Source organism: Cochlodiniinecator piscidefendens, assembly GCF_011326755.1.
Lineage (GTDB): Bacteria > Pseudomonadota > Alphaproteobacteria > Rhodobacterales > Rhodobacteraceae > Cochlodiniinecator > Cochlodiniinecator piscidefendens.
The window spans coordinates 430,231-448,202 of record NZ_JAAOIE010000003.1 but is presented as its reverse complement, the minus strand read 5'-3'; the positions used below and the strand labels follow the sequence as shown (position 1 = coordinate 448,202).

Here is a 17,972-nt window from a genome sequence, read left to right as displayed (position 1 = left end):
CAAAACGGTTGCGCGCATGGCAATTTCCGCTTTCACCTCAGCAGGGAGCCTCGGCGTGCAAACCGAACACCAAACCCTTTCGACGACAGACATGACATCAACGCAGCTGCCGCAAGTGCATGAGCCCCGTAATCCCGGTATGGCACTGGATTTAGATTGGGTCAGCTCTGTGCAAGTCAATACATCGGCGGTCGAACGCCGCTGTGCGACACTGCCCGGACGTCGTTCAGTCAAAAAAGAATATCAGGCCGCTTGGATGTTGAAAGCGATCACCATGATCGACCTTACAACCCTGTCAGGTGACGATACCGAAGGACGCGTTCGTCGTCTTTGCGCCAAGGCACGTGCACCTGTTAATCCATCTCTGATGGATGATCTGGGAATGGCACCAATCACCACCGGCGCTGTCTGTGTCTATCACGACATGATCGAAACCGCCGTTGATGCGCTCAAAGGCACAGGTATTCCAGTGGCGGCCGTCTCAACGGGATTTCCCGCAGGCCTATCCCCACTGCATCTTCGTGTTCAGGAAATCACCGAAAGCGTTGCGGCTGGTGCAGCTGAAATTGACATCGTTATTTCGCGCCGCCATGTCCTGACCGGAAATTGGCAGGCACTTTACGATGAGATGCGCCTGTTCCGCCGCGCCTGTGGCGACGCCCATGTTAAGGCAATTTTGGCCACTGGTGAACTGGGATCCCTTCGCAATGTGGCGCGCGCCTCGCTGGTTTGTATGATGGCCGGGGCCGATTTCATCAAAACATCTACCGGCAAAGAAAGCGTGAATGCTACGCTCCCCGTGAGTTTGGTGATGATCCGCGCCATTCGTGATTATTATGAACGCACTGGTTTTCGCGTTGGTTACAAACCCGCTGGTGGCATTTCAAAAGCCAAAGACGCTGTGACCTATCTGAGCCTGATCAAAGACGAATTGGGCGATCATTGGTTGCAACCTCACCTCTTCCGCTTTGGCGCGTCATCGCTTTTGGGCGATATCGAACGCCAACTCGAACACTTCACCACTGGTCGCTATTCGGCCAATCATCGCCACGCAATGGGATAAGAACATGACCGTACAAGATATTTTTGACAGCATGGATTATGGCCCAGCACCAGAAAATGCATCTGAGGCTCTCGCATGGCTTGTTGATCGCGGTGATCACTTTGGTCATTTCATTAATGGCGCGTGGACTTCTCCAACTGAGGGGTGTGACAGTAAAAACCCAGCCACGGGTGAAATCTTGGCCACCCTATCACAGGCAACACAATCTGATGTTGATGCTGCGGTTTTGGCTGCAAGCAAAGCCCAACCAAAATGGGCAAAAACCTCAGGACATGAGCGGGCAAAGTTTCTGTATGCCATCGCACGGTTGGTTCAAAAACATTCCCGCTTGTTTGCTGTTTTAGAAACGCTGGATAACGGTAAACCGATCCGTGAAAGCCGCGATATTGATATCCCGCTTGTTGCGCGTCATTTCTATTACCACGCGGGGATGGCACAGCTGCAGCACAGCGAGTTACCAGACCGCGAAGCCCTAGGCGTTTGCGGCCAGATCATCCCGTGGAATTTCCCACTGTTGATGCTAGCATGGAAAATCGCACCCGCGATTGCGATGGGCAACACCGTTGTTCTAAAACCTGCCGAATACACATCACTGACCGCGCTATTGTTTGCCGAAATCTGCCAAGAGGCAGGCCTTCCAAAAGGTGTGGTCAACATTGTCACGGGGGATGGTGCGACAGGCGAAATGATCGTATCGCACCCCGACATCGACAAAATCGCGTTCACTGGTTCAACATCAGTTGGTCGCAAAATTCGCGAAGCAACAGCAGGGTCTGGCAAAGCACTAACGCTCGAATTGGGTGGAAAATCCCCCTATATCGTTTTTGAAGACGCCGATATTGATTCAGCAATCGAAGGTCTGGTTGACGCGATTTGGTTCAATCAGGGTCAGGTCTGCTGTGCCGGGTCACGCCTTTTGGTTCAAGAGGGTATCGCTGATCGTTTCTATACCAAACTACGTGCGCGTATGGATGGGCTACGTTTGGGCAATCCTATGGACAAATGCATCGACGTTGGGGCGATTGTTGACGAAACCCAACTGTCCACCATCACGCGTTTGGTCGATGCCCATGGCAGCGAAGGCGACGTTTACCACGCCAAATGTGATTTGCCCGACAGCGGTTTTTACTACCGCCCGACTCTGATCACCGGATTGCACCCGGCGGCCACTTTGATGCAGGAAGAAATCTTTGGCCCAGTATTGGTTGGCACAACCTTCCGCACCCCAGCTGAGGCAATCGAGGTTGCCAATAACACCCGCTATGGTCTCGCCGCGTCGGTCTGGAGCGAAAACCTGAACCTCGCGCTCGAAATTGCACCGAAACTGGTGGCTGGCGTTGTTTGGGTGAATGGCACCAATATGTTTGATGCCGCTGCCGGTTTTGGCGGCACACGCGAAAGCGGCTTTGGCCGTGAAGGTGGTTGGGAAGGCCTGACCGCCTACACCAAACCTATCGACCAGGGCAAAAAACTATCACAGCTTAGCCGCGTTGCTGCGCCCAAAGACCCTAGCCCCGCAGGCACATTGGATCGCACCGCCAAAATGTATATCGGTGGCAAACAATCGCGTCCGGATAGCGGTTATTCCGATGCGATCTGGTCCCCCAAAGGGAAACTGCTGGGTCACGTTGGCCAAGGCAGTCGCAAAGACATCCGCAACGCTGTCGAAGCCGCCCACAAAGCCAAAGCATGGGGCAAAACAACTGGGCACCTGCGCGCGCAAATCCTTTACTACATCGCAGAAAACCTATCTGCACGGGCAGATGAATTTGCGGACCGTATCGATGATATGCTCGGCAAACGCTCCGGCGATAAAGAAGTCGAAGCCGCCATTTCCCGGCTGTTCACCTATGGCGCATGGGCCGACAAATATGATGGGCAAGCACACGGCGTTCCCATTCGTGGCATCGCTTTGGCGATGAAACAACCCGTAGGTGTGATTGGCACACTCTGCGCGGACGAAGCGCCGCTGCTGGGCCTCATATCAGCGATGGCCCCTGCGATTGCGATGGGCAACACCTGCGTTCTTGCGACCTCACAAGCCTATCCCTTGTCCGCGACGGATTTCTATCAGGTGTTAGACACATCAGATGTGCCCGCCGGTGTAGTGAACATCGTGACGGGTGATCATGCTGATCTTGGTAAAACCATGGCGGATCACTTGGACATTGACGCCGTCTGGAGCTTCTCTTCCAGCGATGTTTCCGCAGATATTGAACGCCGTTCAGCAGGCAGCCTGAAACGCACTTGGGTCAACAACGGTATCGCCCGAGATTGGATCAAAGACGGCGAAGGCCGCACATTCCTTGAACACGCCACTGAGATCAAAAATATCTGGATCCCCTACGGCGAATAAAGCGACCCCCGGTATGTGGAATGCCACCTACCGGGGAAATATATTGAGCCAACTCAAGATAGGCACTGGAAAGAGCGGCGCATGACTGATTATTCAACCCTTTCAAATGCGTACATTGTCGTATTGAGTATGGGCTAAGAGCCAAGCGCAAAGGGAGTAACGCCATGAACCAACTTTTGGTATTGTCCAATACTTTCGAGACCTATTCCCTTCATCATAAAGATCATAAGTCTTGGCTTGAATTTGGCGAGCATGTCGAAACCACATTAGAACACTGGTATGGTAGAGCAGTGGATATTGAAGCTCTGCATGAAATCGCGATCACAGTTGCGAAAAATTATCACGACCAATCAATCAATTATGACACTGCCGATAGGATTATGAACTGCCTTTGGCCCATTTTCTTAGCCAAAACAACAGACCTCCCACCTCCTTTTTGGGACATTTTTCAGGCATTCGACGCCGGAGAGTTTCATCGGAATGCCGACAAATCTGACGATCCAGTAAAGGAATACACTGACCCAATGATTACCCAAATCATTGCACGCATGCCCGAATGAGAACATGACGAGAACTATGGATTTGTAATGGCAACTTCGCTCGCACAGCATACTCCTCCAAAAGAAGTACTCAACACACGCATCCGCCAGACCGATTGAGAAATTATACATCCCGCGTTAAAGATTGATTATGGCCACCAAACCCCCAAAAGAAACGGATCTGTACCAGCCCATCAAGACCTTGCTTGAAGGTCAAGGATATGAGGTCAAAGCAGAAATCGGGGCTGCGGATGTTGTCGCTGTTCGTGCTGACGAACCACCGGTTATTGTAGAACTTAAAACCGGGTTTTCTTTGTCTCTATTTCACCAGGGCATTGATCGCCAATCCATCACTGATACGGTTTACATCGCAGTGCCGCGGGGCAAAGGGCGTGTGTTTCAGGGTAATCTTAAAAACAACATTGCCCTGTGCAGACGGCTTGGGCTTGGGTTGATCACTGTGCGCCTCAAGGATCAATTTGTAGAAACGCACCTTGACCCCGCCCCCTACAAGCCGATGAAATCCAAACAGCGTGCAACCCGGCTTTTGCGGGAATTTTCGCGGCGCGTGGGCGATCCAAATACCGGGGGGTCAACCCGCACCTCCCTGATCACTGCTTACCGCCAAGACGCGCTGCGCTGCATTGCTTACCTGTCAGACAACGGCCCAACCAAAGCAAGCCTTGTTGCCGCCCAAACAAACGTCAGCCGCGCACGCACTGTGATGGCCGACAATCACTACGGCTGGTTTGATCGTGTTGAACGCGGCATCTACGATCTAAGCCCCAAAGGGCAACAGGCGCTATCCGACTACGCCGCAGAACTCAAATCAATCAAAGATCAACTGCCGCGATAGGTTGAATACCCAAACGGCGAGAGCAACAATGGCACATGATAATGTGCATCAGCATCATCCACGCCAAACCGGATCGGAATGTGGTCTAGGAATTTGTTTTCACCTTCGCTCAGATTATGCTGCGCGAGATAGTCACCGGTGAAAAAAATTAATTCATACTGACCGGATTTGAATTTGCCTTCGGGCAAAATCGGGCTGTCTGTACGCCCATCCGAATTGGTCTTCATTTCGACCAATTTCTTGTGGGAGTTGCCCGAAACTCGGTAAAGTGCAATCGTGATCCCCTCGGCTGGGCATCCCCGAGCGGTATCAAGTACATGTGTCGTGAGATAACCAGACATCTATATCTTCCTCTGTTTTCGCCATTGTCGCAGGTTTGAAAATCTGGAAAACCCCATTTTTCGGAAACTCTTTCTCAGTTTTCTTGAAAGTCTATGCTATTCTTCTGCCGTAGAGTAAAATCAAAACAAGGAACATGTTCGCGTGAAAAGATACGCTCGTGATATGCGTGGCTACGGCCAAACACCACCAGACCCACAGTGGCCAAATGGTGCTAAAATAGCTGTGCAATTCGTATTGAATTATGAAGAAGGCGGTGAAAACTGCATTTTGCATGAAGATGCCGCCTCAGAGGCGTTTCTATCCGAAATTGTCGGAGCCGCCGCATGGCCCGATCAGCGCCATTGGAACATGGAAACGATCTATGAATATGGCGCACGTGCTGGATTTTGGCGTCTGCATAAGCTGTTCACTTCCTTGAATGTTCCTTTAACGGTCTATGGGGTAGCGACCGCGCTCGCCCGATCCCCAGAACAAACGGCAGCTATGCAAGAGGCCAACTGGGAAATTGCCAGCCACGGTCTAAAATGGATCGAATACAAAGATTTTGCCCCTGATCAAGAACGCGATCACATCGAACGCGCGATCAAACTGCACACCCAAGTTACCGGACAACCACCGCGAGGATGGTACACTGGGCGGGCGTCGATCAATACGGTTCAACTTGCCACCGAAACCGGCGCGTTTGACTACATCTCAGACAGCTATGCCGATGATCTGCCATACTGGCAAAGTACGAATGAGCGCGATCAATTGATCATCCCCTATACGCTCGACGCCAACGACATGCGCTTTGCCACACCGCAGGGTTTTAATTCAGGCGACCAGTTCTTTGCCTACCTCAAAGACAGCTTTGATGCGCTCTATGCCGAGGGTGAAGAGGGCCAAGCCAAAATGATGTCAATCGGGCTACATTGCCGCCTAATCGGCCGTCCGGGCCGTGTGCAAGCCTTACGCAAGTTCATTGAATACGCGCAAAGTCACGCAGATGTTTGGTTTGCACGTCGCATCGAAATCGCCGAACATTGGCACCAAAATCACCCGCCTATTAAACAACCCCGCCCTTCGCAGATGGAACGCGATGAATTTGTGGCCAGCTATGGTGGCATATTCGAACATTCGCCTTGGATTGCCGAAGGTGCACATGCGTTGGAACTTGGCGCGGGGCACGACTCTGCGATTGGGTTACACAATGCGCTTTGCCGAGTGTTCCGCGCATCCAGTGACGCCGCCCGGCTGGGTGTACTTACAGCACACCCCGATCTTGCAGGAAAATTAGCACAAGCCAAGCGCCTGACTTCTGAATCCACCTCAGAACAAGCCAGCGCCGGATTAGATGCGTTGACCGACGGCGAACGCGATTTGTTTACGACCCTCAACACCCAATACACTGACCAGTTCGGATTTCCATTCATCATCGCGGTGCGCGATCATGACAAAGCGAGTATTCTAGCCGCGTTCAAAGCGCGCATTAAAAACACACGGGACGCGGAATTTGCGCAGGCCTGCTATCAGGTAGAACGCATTGCGCTACACCGTCTCATAGACGCATTGGGGGCCTAATGGAACTTAGCCCCCTCCCCTTAACGGCAACGGCATTCTCACCCTTTGGTGATATCATCGACACCTCTGGCGAACCCGACAAGATTATCAATCAAGGTCTGTGCGGGCGGTTTCACGACCGCGCACAGCTCGATTTCAGCAACGGCGCTGCGGGGATTAGCTTGTTCAAGGCAGAGCCACGTCAACTGCCAATGAAGCTGGATTTGGTGGAACGCCATCCGGAAGGATCGCAGTGCTTTATACCCATGTCGATGGACCCGTTTTTAGTGATCGTCGCGGAAGATAATGCAGGCACGCCCGGCACCATCCACGCATTTATCACGCAACCCGGGCAAGCGATCAACTTTCACCGCAATATCTGGCACGGCGTGCTGACACCATTGTTTGCACCCGGTCTTTTTGCTGTTGTCGATCGGATCGGCAACGGCACCAACTTAGAGGAATTTTGGCTTACTGAGGAGGTAACCATTTTACCTCTTCAATAATAAGAGCTGCAAAAATGTAGCCGACTAAGGGACAGTCTTAAGGGAGGGAAACCAATGGCTGACAATTCAATCGGAACCGCAGAACAACTGCGCGATCCAAACTACACACCCCCGTTATCAAAAGCGATACCGCTGGGCATCCAGCATGTATTGGCAATGTTTGTATCCAACGTAACACCCGCGATTATCATTGCAGGGGCGGCTGGGTTTGGGTTTGGGTCAAATTCTCCAGATTTTCCTGAACTGCTCTACCTCATTCAAATGTCCATGCTGTTTGCAGGCATCGCGACCTTGCTCCAAACCCTTACTATCGGGCCAGTCGGTGCGGCACTTCCTATTGTTCAGGGTACAAGCTTTGCCTTTTTGCCAATTATGATCCCACTTGTTGCTGGGAAAGGCGTTGACGGGTTGGCCGCACTGTTTGGCGGTGTATTGGTCGGCGGTCTTTTCCACGCAGCCCTTGGATCAGTCATCGGTAAAATCAGGTTTGCTCTTCCACCGCTCGTAACGGGGCTCGTCGTGATGATGATCGGCCTAGCCTTGGTAAAAGTTGGCATCCAATACGCTGCTGGCGGTGTTCCTACGATAGGCACACCTGAATATGGATCGCTCTTGAACTGGTCTGCAGCATTGGTGGTGATCTTTGTCACTTTGGGCCTTAAATTCTATACCCGCGGCATGCTTTCCATTTCAGCCGTGCTGTTAGGCCTGCTTGCTGGATATATCTATGCTCTCATGGTTGGCATGCTATCGTTTGATGCAATCTCAGGATCCTGGTCGCGTGCTGCATCATTCGCTTTACCGCAACCTTTCAAATATGGGTTTGAATTCTCTGCGGCCGCGATCATCGGCTTTTGTCTCATGGCGTTTATCTCAGCCATTGAAACCGTTGGCGATGTTTCTGGTATCACCAAAGGTGGTGCTGGTCGCGAAGCAACAGATGATGAAATTTCCGGCGCGACCTATGCGGATGGCTTTGGTTCTGCGGTTGCTGGTATCTTTGGTGGTTTACCAAATACATCATTCAGCCAAAACGTAGGCTTGATCGCCATGACCGGGGTCATGAGCCGTCATGTCGTCACCTGCGGCGCAATTTTCCTGATCATTTGTGGTCTTGTCCCCAAAGTTGGCGCCATCATCCGCACTGTCCCTATCGAAGTTCTGGGCGGTGGCGTCATCGTGATGTTTGGTATGGTTGTTGCAGCTGGTATTTCCATGTTGTCTGACGTTGATTGGAACCGCCGCAATATGGTGATCTTTGCAATTGCACTCTCTGTGGGTCTTGGATTGCAACTGGAACCAGGTGCCGTTCAATATCTGCCAACTACGCTAAAAATCCTGATGACATCAGGCCTATTACCCGCAGCTTTTATTGCCATCATTTTGAACTTAATCCTGCCAGAACACTTGGCGGATGAAGCGACTGAAGAAGTCTCAGGCGGAATGGCAGGCCACGGGTCTGGCAGCCTACCTAAATAAAATAATTGGGCCCCTTAGCACCGCTTAGGGGCCTATTTGACCATCAACCGCGCAACGTCCAACATGCGCGCCGAAAATCCCCATTCATTGTCATACCAACCAAACACCCGCAACATCCCGCCGCCGGTTACAGTTGTTTCTGGCCCGGCCATAATGATGGATTCAGGACGCGCTCGAAGATCAGACGACACCAAAGGCTGATCGGTATATCCAAACACAACGCTTTGCTCTGCCGCCTGTTTCAGAAGGGCATTTACGGCCTCAACACTCACCGTTTCACGGGTTTGGAGCGTCAGATCAACGGCAGAAACACTTGCCACTGGAACACGTACAGCGCAACCATCCAGCCGACCTTCGAGATGTGGCAAAACCCGCGTCACCAATTTTGACGCGCTGGTCGTTGTAGGCACCATAGACAATGCTGCTGCGCGAGATCGTGCAGGTGCGCCCCGTGGTTTATCAATGGTTGGCTGACTACCGGTGTAGCAATGAATAGTTGTCATGTGCCCGGTTTCCAACCCAAAGGCGTCGTCAAGCAACCGCGCCAAAGGCGCCAACGCATTTGTTGTGCAAGATGCATTTGACACGATTGTATGATCCGCAACTTGATCTTCATTTGCGCCCAAAACAACCGTCACATCAGCAGTTTCTGAAGGTCCTGAAATCAAAACCTTGCGCGCGCCAGCGGTCAATCCCCGCGTTGCAACCGCACGCGCTGTCCCAAGCCCCGTGCATTCCATCACCAGATCAACACCCGACAAATCAAGTGTGCTAAGATCTTCGGCCGCGTGAAAAGGAATACGCTGATCACCAATAATCAACACACCGGGTTCTGAGCGCACCTCTTTGGGGAACGGACCGAAAACGGAATCATATTGAAAAAGATAGGCACAGGTGTCCAATGGTTCGATGTCATTGACTGCGACAACCTCAAAATCACGACCCGCGTCCGTAGACAGCAAAATCCGCAAAATGGTCCGCCCAATGCGGCCAAACCCGTTAATGACAATCTTAGTCGCCATTGTGTGCCCTCCTGATCAGGGGGCGAGATTTGGCCCCTGATCAATGGCTAGGAGGGTTTTAAAGAAAGCTCAACCTATTTCCGCCGTTTGCTGCGCCAAGTGTCAAGCCAAGCGCTAAACCTCCCCCAAACACCACGCGCACGTTGGCCCGCCTCTTCGGCACGCACCTCTACATCATCCCAGGCGACGCTTGCCTCATCCAAGACTGGATCAATGCGGCGTTCCTTGAACCGACGCCAAACTTTCCACACCCAAAAAATGAAAAACACGATCAAACTCAGGATAATGATATTGCCCCAAGGGATGATCCGAACATTTGGATTTTCTACAGGATAAACAGATACCGCATTTGGGAAAATCGATAGAAATTCATTGCGCCAACCATAGTGTTTAATCACCACCCATTGCGGTTCCGCGCTGGTAGATTCCAGATCACCCGCCTCAGCCTGAAGGTTCGAGCTGTCCAGTTTTAGATAGGGTGGCCATCCCCAACCGGTATCTTCATTCCGATACACCATCGGGCTACCGTTTTCATAAAACGTCTCGATAAACCGTACATCACGGTTCACCACGCCTGTCGCCTGACCGGTATCGCTAGAGGCCCAGAAAATAGAGTTTTCCCCAAAATCAACGCGCCGGATGTCGGTGTTTACGATACGCACAACATCGTGTTGCGGCAGCGTGTAATGAAAAAACCCAAAGGTCGTTAAGATCAAAATGGCAATCAAAGCCCATTTTACGTAGCGCATATCGCCCTCACATAAAGTTCGTCACATAGATCATCATGATCGCCACGATAACCGGAATGACATAAATCAGCAGTAGCAACCGATAGCGCAAGGTCTGGGTGAAGTTTTTCACGCCCTCTTTGACAAATGCGTCACGGTCACCCGGCATATTTGCATCGTCAAATTCGCGTTCCAGATTACCGCGTCGGATAGATCGCGCATACCACGCAATCATCAGATACAGCACACTGAGCGCTATAAACCCGAAAAGCATCAATCGTGCCACAGCAAAGATCATCTGCGCCCCCGTCCTATACGCCCCCAAGGGCCGACCGCTTCGATCAGATCGCCGCGTTGATCGTAATCATCATCCATTGATGCTTCAGCACCAAACAAAGCTGCGCGCGCACCGGCTTTGTCCACTTGGTATTCGCGTTCCAAAAACTCCGCGACAAAGGTCTTTTTGGCGTCTGACCACGTGCGGTACGCCGCATAAAACCGTTCCTTGTGGCAGATAAACAATTGCCGCACATCTTTGGGTGCAAGTTCAGCCAGCAACATATTCACCAGATCCCGGTCTTCATGATCCCGCGACCGCAGGCTGTAGAAATAGGCCGGATGGTCAGAGTTCATCTTAGGCCACCGCCCGCCGCCTTCGGCCCAGCGATGTAGCGCGGCAAGCCCATGGAATTCCTCGGGCAAGTCCCGCGCATAGCGACTGGCGAATTTACGAATATCACGTCGCGTGGCGCCGGCCAAATCTTCGCCTTTGTCAGCCGCCAGATCGACGACAATGAAATCCATCTTTTGCTGCAAAATCGCCGCCCCATCCACGCCGCGCGCTTTGACGATGGGTTCAACCAGATCATTATAATCTAGGAATTTGGCGATCTGGTTTCGGTCCTGCAGATCAAAGGTGTATTTAATCGGCAGATCGCGGAAACGATTTTTATCAGCCGCCGTTATTGCCGCCGGATGATCCACACCGCGAAACAGATAAAGCCCGCCAAAATGCGCAGTCCAGAAATTTTCTTGCGGAATGCTTGGCTGGCTCAGTTGCAAAGGCTGGCGCGTCACATCGCCAGTTTTCTTTGCCAAACCAATCATGTCCGCGATCAGGACATCATCCCACCAGCCATCCTTTTCCGATTTAAACCGCGCGATTTTATCCGCTAGCTTATCCGCGTCGCGCAGGTGCGCCTCTGTGGTGTCAGCCTCAATCGTGATCTTGCGAATATCAAACAGGCGCTGCGGGTCAGACACGTCATAAACCGAATTAAACAGCTCCCCCGCGACCGCATCACGTGCGGTGAGCGCGAAAAGCTGGCTTTCGTTATCATCTATAAACTGCCGCAAAATCCCCCGCGACGTGGAAAACTGCGCGTTCAACAATGGTGCGGATTTTTGTTCGGTGGTAAGCAGAATAAACTGCCGATTGCAGCCATTGGCATTGAGATAACGCTGGTCCCCCAACTCATCCCCGATTTCAGGGGAGTAGCCCGAAATATCAATATGGAAATCAACCAACGCCGTACGTTTGCCCGTCAAACTGAGCAAAGCACGATTATACCGCTCCACCAAAGCAGGCGAGGACACCTCAATCAGATTGCCAAACATCAGACCACGTTCAATGAGACGTTTCATCTATGCTTTCCCCTTGAGTTCAGCTTCTATCTGTTTCCATTCTGAATTAGCGATTTTCCTACAAATTTCAGACAAATCAGATACCGTCCCTGTTTCGTTTCCATCCTCTGGTTGACACAATTCATCTAAACACAAGCTAATAGCGTTACGAAAGTGATCAATCATACCCGTGTCCGATCTAATGCGGAGCATTATTGATTGGCTTTTAGTCAAGATATCAGAAAGCGCGGCATTACTAATTTGATATTCCTTCTCGTGTTGGAATGCCAAAACACGTTCAAAGACAACAGCCCCTATCACCGCGTCCAAAGCAGATATGTCCGTTATCAAAGCTTCAAAGTTTTTTTGCCGATATTCCGATAGCTTCGCTCTTCCCACTAGGTTTACTTCTCTGACCTTTGCTCGGTGGGATAGAAACCCTCCCCAAAGGCCAAGGAAAATCGCAAATACTGGGATGGCTGCAGAAACAACTAGTGCATTATTATCAACAATAAAACCATTGACCTCAGATACAATACTCATCGAAAACCCCACACTCCAGCATAACAAAACTGTACGCGCGCCTTACTTCATCCCGTGAGAAGAGACGCATATCCTCAACCTCACCGACATGAACGGGGATAGCGCAACATTGACCTAGTCGTGAACCAAAAAATAGCCTGGCATTTTGCCGGGCAGCGCCCGACCGCCCCCATGGGCGGGTGCTTTGCCCCCACCCGCGGTCGGGCGCTTCCCTATTATTGTGCGTTGTGGTCATGCTTTGCCATCCAGATAGCGCCGCTTGGCTTCTTCTTGACGGCCAAAATCGCGCACCATGTTTTCGACGGCGACCTCATCGGATTTATCGGCATAGCGGAATTCGCTGTCGGCGTAGCGGTTGATTTCCTGCACCACCATCTCCACGGTGATCGGCTGGCGCATGTCTTTGATCATCGTTAGTTTTTCATCGTAAGGTTTGAACAGAAACAGATCCGGGTTTTCCATCCATTCATCCGGCAGTTCAAAATCCATCGCCCGCACTTTGACCGCATCTGTGATGTTTTTAATCGCCCGTCCGGTGAACCGATCATCCGCCTCTTGGATCGCTTTTAGGTACGCCCCCAGTTTCGCGATGGTATCCAGCGCGCCAATGCGCCCCTGCACCGCGTCGAACACCTGCACCAACCCGGTTTCTTGCGGGCGGGCGTGACTGTCAAAGCTTGCCGCGACCGCCTTTTTGATTTCTTGGGCGGCAAAGAGATCATGATCCCCCACCGGGATGTCATGATTTTTGCCCATCAACAGGCTGAGAATATCAATGTAGTCGTCGCGCGTTTGCGGCCCATCAACCAAAAACCGCGCGCCCGCCCGTTGACGCAGCGCATCATCGACGTTTTCGGGATAGTTGCTGAACATGCCAAAGGTACAATTGCCGCGCACCACGGTATTGGCCCCGGCAAAGCTTTCCATCAGAACGGCTGTGATCTCAAGTTGCCCAGCACTTGATTGCCGATCCCCACGTTTGCCCGCGAGCTGGTCAATGTCATCAATCGTACCAAACCCGATCACGTTCGGGTCGATGATACTGTTGATGAAAGCCTTGGCGTTTTGGCCCGATTTCCCCTGATAGCTGTCGATATTATCGGTACTGAGGTTTTGATAACGAAACGGATAACTCGCAACCTGACAGTAATCGTTAATCAACCCTGCCATCATCTGAATAAGCGTGGTTTTCCCCGTGCCCGGTTTCCCATCCCCCATAAAGGTAAAGATAAATCCGCCCAATTCCGCAAAAGGGTTCAGCTTGCGGTCAAAGTCATAGGCCATCACCATCTTGGCCAGCTTCATCGCCTGATATTTCGCAATGTGGTTGCCGACGACCTCATTTGGTTTTTTGAACGACATGGTCAGCGCGCTGCCTTTACCTTTGCGCGCCGGGGTAAACCCGTTGATGGTGAGATCATCCGCCTCAACCCGATAAGAGGTATTGTGAAACGCCTCTAGCCGCCCCGCGTTTTGGGCGCGCAACGTGACCTTTTCCATCAATTGTTCCGCAAAAGCAGCCAACGTTGCAATCAGGCGCGTTTCGTCATCACCGGCCAACGCCAAATGCTGGTCCAACTCCCACAAGGCCCCGTGCAACGCCAAAGGCGCGTTGTCGGTCAGCACCTCTTCGACATCGCCAATTTCTGCAGACACTTCGCCCACATGCGGCGACACCAAAAAGGCCAGCGCATTGGCAAAGCTATAAAGCGTGGCCAAGGCATCTGCGGTTAGCAGTTCAGAAAACCCCTGTTTTTTGTCCGCCGCCAGCGCGCCTTCAAGATTTTCGCGTTTTAGCGATGTCAGGCCCGTTTGATCCGAAACAGCCTCGCCCACGGCCAGCGCAATCGCGACGGCGCGGCGCAAAGATTGCACAGCGGTTGCCTGCTGGGGCGACATCAACGGATCATCCTGATCCACGCTTTCCACACGTTCCAGCAACCGCACACCTTCAGGGCGCGCGGTTGATCGCGTCACCAATCCGGGTGTGGTTGACCGAAACCGGCGTCGCGTGCCAATCCCAGAGGAGCGTTCAGGCGCGGGCGCATCCACTTTGGGCTTTGCGATCCGTGGCGTGTGATCAAACCCAAGCACCATTTCAGCCGCAGCAGCGTAATGTTTGCGAATATCGTCTTCGCGCAATTCCATTTGATCAGATGACAGGCTCATGAATTACACCTCGATTTTTAAAATTTCCCCAGACACTTAGCGATAACTCAGCACGCGCCCTTTGGGGTTCACTACAAATTTGCGCACATTGCGAAACCCCGGCGGGTTCATTTCATCGAGCGCTTGATAGGGGCGTTCGGGCATAATCAGTGCACGTTCTGTTCGGGTTGCGCCCGTATCGACACCCCGCCCGGAAAATGGATCAAGCGCAAAAACTTCGCGTTCCACAGTTGAGAACCAGCCCGATTTTTCCTCAAGCACCCGTTCACTTTCAAGCTCTTCTACCGTCCACGCCAACGCCCAATCTTCGCCAACAGGCGAACGCGCCTGTTCTAGAACTTCGCGAATGGGGCCAGATTGACGGGTGAACGCGGATGAATACATCGGCCCGATATGGATACGCCGCAGCCGCTTTGGATGGAGATCATCAAAATCCACGTCAAAGCCTTTGGCGATTGTCACCAATTTCAACCCGCCAGAAGATTGCGCCATCAAATGACGTTGCGCTTCGGGCCAGCGGCGTTGATCTTTGGGCAGGGCTGTACGGCCACTGTCCACCACATCCATGAGGTAAATAACCGGCAGGTTCACCTGACTGTCGTAGACAGCCCAATGCACCAGAAAATGTTTGCGGCCATCCTCCAGATTTCCCTGCCACAGCGCCTCAGGGTCATTTTGTGCCCAGAACAAATCACCGCGCAGCAGTTCTTCGTAATAAACACGCTGGGACATGGCGAATTGCAGTTTAGTTGGGATTTGCAAATCACCCACAATCTGGCGGATCATCTGATCCTTTAGCGTGGCTGCATCGGGCATATTACGCAGATGGCGTTCGGCCTGCTGGGCATCATTCGCCATGGTCAACAACTCCGTATAAACCGGAAAACCGGATTCCCGACGATCCATGGTTAATTCACCGCCCAGCGATCCCGCACGCCCCGTCAGCAAGTATTTGTTGGCCAATGCGCTAAACGTACCTGACACGCCCCGCAAATACCGCGCCAGTACAGTGCGTTCTGCTTTGGAATATCCGCGCTCCGCTTGCATGGCCTCGGCCACTTGGGTCAAATGGCCGGTGATCCGTTCAAACTTCGCAAAATATCGCCGCGCAAGCCGCGCATCCGACAGATCCGCATGATCGCGGGTTAAATCAACATTCATCTTTGGCCCCCAACCCTGCGGTGCAAAAACATGCCATTTGGCATCGTGAGCTGAAAGACATTATGCCCCGTATTGGTTTTTGTCGTGTTTCTCAACGATCTTAGCAAAACGGCGGGCAAAGCGTTCGTCTGATTTCGCTTTTTGCTCCAACACATCGCGGGCAAAAACCATGTGATCTTCGTGCGCTTCCATCATTTCGGCCATACGTTGATTGGTTGCCGATCCAATAGCCGCCATCGCTGTTTGGGCCTCTTGGTCGGTTTCAACACCAATTTCATTAATCCGGTGCGCAACATCCTGTTGTTGTGCTGTTTTCAATGATTTCGTCAGCGCATCATAGAGAACAACCCGCTGTTTGGTGTCGGTTTGCAATTTGTTGATCAAAACCATCTGTGTGGCCGCCTGATTTTGCAAACTATCGACCCAGGTTTTACCCTTTTCGATATAGCGTTCAAGCGTTTGGGATTTGGCGATTTTGACTTGTTCGTCTTGCACCAACTCGTTGTAACGGGTGTTCAAATCCGCCAGTTCTGTTTCCAGCTTGGTCCGAGCAGACGCATCCTGTTCAACGCTGATTTTGTTCTCAAGCTCGATCAACTTCGGATCCATCGCCAGAATTTCGCCTTTCAGCGACTCCAGCTCACCTACCGTTGCTTCGCGCTCATCAAGGGTATCGGTCAAATTCGCCCCGACCCGGTCTTTTTGGGTGTTGAGTTCAGCCAACTGTCCCTCAAGCAATGTCACGATAATATCGGATTTGCTGATCAGGTCTTGCAGCTTGTCATCGACGCTTGCTTCGCGCATCCGCTCTTGACGCATTGATTCCGATTTCCCCGATGAAAAAATCCCAACAAAGCTTTCCCAGCCCGTTTTGTTGCGCATTTCATCAAAATCTTTGGAGAACCCCGCCGTCACATCATCAAGCCCCATAATCAACTCAGCGATATTGGCATTCATCGCCTCTGTGTGACTGTGCACATCCTCAAGCGATGCGTTTTCGATATCAATCGCGGCATCTTGGCCCGACGCTATTTTGCTGCGCGCCGTTTCGATACGGCTGGTCAGCTGTGAAATCTTTTCTTGGGCTTCTTGGACTTCGCTTTGGGTCTTTTGAATCTGCGCGTCGAAATTGGACATGATGCTCCCTTACAATGAATTTATGCGGTATATATAGGCAGTATTCGCCCAATTTTTAGAGGATAGTAGCCGATTTTCTCACGGCTGTGTGAATTTACGTTACTCAATGATCGCTTTGATCAACGCGCTATTTGTGTGGGCCAGATCATCAATGACATCAAAATGATGTAACCCCGGCGCGATGTGTATTTCCGCGCTTTCCCATGCGTCAGCCAACCAACGCGCCTGATCAATAAAGGATGGCCGTTCATCCCCACCAACCCAGACTGTCACCTGCGCATCGCGTGGGTTTTGTTCCAGCATTGGGCTTTCGGCCTCCGCCTCGGCCAGATCCATTTTAAACACATCGTTCATCTTTGTATTCATCAAAGGCCGCATATCCGACAGCGGTGAAATCGGCACAACCCGGTGCAGGCGCGCGGCAATATCATCGGCCAATTCAACATCCCGGCACAACATCCGCGCAACCAAATGCCCGCCCGCAGAATGCCCCGTCAATGAAATAGGCCCCTGCACCAACGACCCAACCTTATGCAATGCTTGGCGAATTTCCTCGGTAATTTCAGAAATCTTCGCGCCCGGCGACAACGTATATGACGGCATTGCAACCGCCCACCCACGTTCAACAGCGCCACGTGCAAGATGCGACCAGCTTTTGTTGTCAAAGGCCATCCAATAGCCGCCATGTACAAACATCAAAACACCTTCGGGCCGCCCCGCAGGTAAAAACAGATCAAGCTTCTGCCGCTCACCCTCCCCGTAGGCAATGTTAAGCCGCGCGCGCCCTATCGCATTTTCCAGATCCCGATAGGCAAAGGCTTCGTCTTCCCATTTCGGGGGATACTCTTCGGCCTGCGCAATGTATTTCCCATTCGCATACGCATCATCCCAATCCATGAGAATTTCCTT

17 protein-coding genes are annotated in these 17,972 nt (G+C 51.9%); 7 read left to right on the top strand and 10 right to left on the bottom strand.

Annotation, left to right across the window (positions count from 1 at the left end; translation table 11 throughout):
• Positions 1–91: 91 nt before the first annotated feature.
• The 4 genes from deoC (at position 92) to G9C99_RS11075 (ending at position 4,814) form a co-directional block, all read left to right on the top strand.
• Positions 92–1,063: a deoxyribose-phosphate aldolase gene (deoC, locus tag G9C99_RS11090; RefSeq protein ID WP_166417653.1), complete on the top strand. Its 972-nt coding sequence runs from the start codon at positions 92–94 to the stop codon at positions 1,061–1,063.
• A gap of 4 nt (positions 1,064–1,067) precedes the next feature.
• The gene (locus G9C99_RS11085; protein ID WP_166417545.1) at positions 1,068–3,419 is read left to right on the top strand and encodes an aldehyde dehydrogenase family protein; all 2,352 of its coding nucleotides are present in this window, start codon (positions 1,068–1,070) and stop codon (positions 3,417–3,419) included.
• 164 nt (positions 3,420–3,583) lie between these two features.
• On the top strand, positions 3,584–3,979 hold the full coding sequence (locus G9C99_RS11080; protein WP_166417544.1) for a hypothetical protein: 396 nt from the start codon (positions 3,584–3,586) through the stop codon (positions 3,977–3,979).
• A gap of 130 nt (positions 3,980–4,109) precedes the next feature.
• Positions 4,110–4,814: a DUF2161 domain-containing phosphodiesterase gene (locus tag G9C99_RS11075; RefSeq protein ID WP_166417543.1), complete on the top strand. Its 705-nt coding sequence runs from the start codon at positions 4,110–4,112 to the stop codon at positions 4,812–4,814.
• On the opposite strand, the gene uraH is transcribed toward G9C99_RS11075, so the two are convergent.
• Positions 4,799–5,155: a hydroxyisourate hydrolase gene (gene uraH, locus G9C99_RS11070; protein ID WP_166417542.1), complete on the bottom strand. Its 357-nt coding sequence runs from the start codon at positions 5,153–5,155 to the stop codon at positions 4,799–4,801. The genes G9C99_RS11075 and uraH overlap by 16 nt on opposite strands.
• A gap of 142 nt (positions 5,156–5,297) precedes the next feature.
• Here uraH and puuE point away from each other — a divergent pair, with 142 nt between their 5' ends.
• Genes puuE through G9C99_RS11055 form a run of 3 tightly spaced genes read left to right on the top strand, consistent with a single transcriptional unit; the run spans position 5,298 to position 8,680 of the window.
• The gene (puuE, locus tag G9C99_RS11065) at positions 5,298–6,716 is read left to right on the top strand and encodes an allantoinase PuuE (RefSeq protein WP_331459993.1); all 1,419 of its coding nucleotides are present in this window, start codon (positions 5,298–5,300) and stop codon (positions 6,714–6,716) included.
• Complete coding sequence (locus G9C99_RS11060; protein WP_166417541.1) at positions 6,716–7,201, top strand: ureidoglycolate lyase; 486 nt, start codon at positions 6,716–6,718, stop codon at positions 7,199–7,201. The genes puuE and G9C99_RS11060 overlap by 1 nt, the downstream gene beginning before the upstream one ends.
• Positions 7,202–7,255: 54 nt before the next feature.
• Positions 7,256–8,680 (top strand): uracil-xanthine permease family protein, encoded by a 1,425-nt coding sequence (locus G9C99_RS11055; protein ID WP_166417540.1) that lies wholly within the window; start codon positions 7,256–7,258, stop codon positions 8,678–8,680.
• A 32-nt stretch (positions 8,681–8,712) separates the two neighbouring features.
• Here G9C99_RS11055 and G9C99_RS11050 read toward each other — a convergent pair whose 3' ends face one another.
• The 9 genes from G9C99_RS11050 to G9C99_RS11010 all read right to left on the bottom strand — a co-directional run bounded on the left by G9C99_RS11050 (position 8,713) and on the right by G9C99_RS11010 (position 17,960).
• On the bottom strand, positions 8,713–9,702 hold the full coding sequence (locus G9C99_RS11050; RefSeq protein WP_166417539.1) for a type I glyceraldehyde-3-phosphate dehydrogenase: 990 nt from the start codon (positions 9,700–9,702) through the stop codon (positions 8,713–8,715).
• A 74-nt stretch (positions 9,703–9,776) separates the two neighbouring features.
• Positions 9,777–10,451 carry a DUF1523 family protein gene (locus G9C99_RS11045; protein ID WP_166417538.1) on the bottom strand — a complete coding sequence of 225 codons (675 nt, stop codon included), beginning with the start codon at positions 10,449–10,451 and terminating at the stop codon, positions 9,777–9,779.
• 7 nt (positions 10,452–10,458) lie between these two features.
• Positions 10,459–10,728: a hypothetical protein gene (locus tag G9C99_RS11040; RefSeq protein WP_168713290.1), complete on the bottom strand. Its 270-nt coding sequence runs from the start codon at positions 10,726–10,728 to the stop codon at positions 10,459–10,461.
• A complete protein-coding gene (locus G9C99_RS11035; RefSeq protein WP_166417537.1) occupies positions 10,725–12,074 on the bottom strand; it encodes a DUF6638 family protein in 1,350 nt (449 codons plus the stop codon). The genes G9C99_RS11040 and G9C99_RS11035 overlap by 4 nt, the downstream gene beginning before the upstream one ends.
• A complete protein-coding gene (locus G9C99_RS11030; RefSeq protein WP_166417536.1) occupies positions 12,075–12,596 on the bottom strand; it encodes a hypothetical protein in 522 nt (173 codons plus the stop codon).
• A gap of 231 nt (positions 12,597–12,827) precedes the next feature.
• Positions 12,828–14,765 (bottom strand): AAA family ATPase, encoded by a 1,938-nt coding sequence (locus G9C99_RS11025; RefSeq protein WP_166417535.1) that lies wholly within the window; start codon positions 14,763–14,765, stop codon positions 12,828–12,830.
• A 36-nt stretch (positions 14,766–14,801) separates the two neighbouring features.
• Complete coding sequence (locus G9C99_RS11020; RefSeq protein WP_166417534.1) at positions 14,802–15,926, bottom strand: hypothetical protein; 1,125 nt, start codon at positions 15,924–15,926, stop codon at positions 14,802–14,804.
• Between the two features lie 60 nt (positions 15,927–15,986).
• Positions 15,987–17,063, bottom strand: coding sequence for a coiled-coil domain-containing protein (locus G9C99_RS11015; protein ID WP_166417533.1), 1,077 nt, complete (start codon positions 17,061–17,063; stop codon positions 15,987–15,989).
• Between the two features lie 99 nt (positions 17,064–17,162).
• Positions 17,163–17,960 carry an alpha/beta hydrolase gene (locus G9C99_RS11010; protein WP_166417532.1) on the bottom strand — a complete coding sequence of 266 codons (798 nt, stop codon included), beginning with the start codon at positions 17,958–17,960 and terminating at the stop codon, positions 17,163–17,165.
• Between the last annotated feature and the right edge of the window lie 12 nt (positions 17,961–17,972).

Bases quoted from the DNA above. Each gene is read 5' to 3' on its own strand.
- G9C99_RS11020 (WP_166417534.1), bottom strand. From the start codon at position 15,926: ATGAATGTTGATTTAACCCGCGATCATGCGGATCTGTCGGATGCGCGG.
- uraH (WP_166417542.1), bottom strand. From the start codon at position 5,155: ATGTCTGGTTATCTCACGACACATGTACTTGATACCGCTCGGGGATGC.
- G9C99_RS11030 (WP_166417536.1), bottom strand. From the start codon at position 12,596: ATGAGTATTGTATCTGAGGTCAATGGTTTTATTGTTGATAATAATGCA.
- G9C99_RS11025 (WP_166417535.1), bottom strand. From the start codon at position 14,765: ATGAGCCTGTCATCTGATCAAATGGAATTGCGCGAAGACGATATTCGC.
- G9C99_RS11040 (WP_168713290.1), bottom strand. From the start codon at position 10,728: ATGATCTTTGCTGTGGCACGATTGATGCTTTTCGGGTTTATAGCGCTC.
- G9C99_RS11060 (WP_166417541.1), top strand. From the start codon at position 6,716: ATGGAACTTAGCCCCCTCCCCTTAACGGCAACGGCATTCTCACCCTTT.
- G9C99_RS11050 (WP_166417539.1), bottom strand. From the start codon at position 9,702: ATGGCGACTAAGATTGTCATTAACGGGTTTGGCCGCATTGGGCGGACC.
- G9C99_RS11015 (WP_166417533.1), bottom strand. From the start codon at position 17,063: ATGTCCAATTTCGACGCGCAGATTCAAAAGACCCAAAGCGAAGTCCAA.
- G9C99_RS11035 (WP_166417537.1), bottom strand. From the start codon at position 12,074: ATGAAACGTCTCATTGAACGTGGTCTGATGTTTGGCAATCTGATTGAG.
- G9C99_RS11080 (WP_166417544.1), top strand. From the start codon at position 3,584: ATGAACCAACTTTTGGTATTGTCCAATACTTTCGAGACCTATTCCCTT.
- G9C99_RS11045 (WP_166417538.1), bottom strand. From the start codon at position 10,451: ATGCGCTACGTAAAATGGGCTTTGATTGCCATTTTGATCTTAACGACC.
- G9C99_RS11010 (WP_166417532.1), bottom strand. From the start codon at position 17,960: ATGGATTGGGATGATGCGTATGCGAATGGGAAATACATTGCGCAGGCC.
- G9C99_RS11075 (WP_166417543.1), top strand. From the start codon at position 4,110: ATGGCCACCAAACCCCCAAAAGAAACGGATCTGTACCAGCCCATCAAG.
- G9C99_RS11085 (WP_166417545.1), top strand. From the start codon at position 1,068: ATGACCGTACAAGATATTTTTGACAGCATGGATTATGGCCCAGCACCA.
- G9C99_RS11055 (WP_166417540.1), top strand. From the start codon at position 7,256: ATGGCTGACAATTCAATCGGAACCGCAGAACAACTGCGCGATCCAAAC.
- deoC (WP_166417653.1), top strand. From the start codon at position 92: ATGACATCAACGCAGCTGCCGCAAGTGCATGAGCCCCGTAATCCCGGT.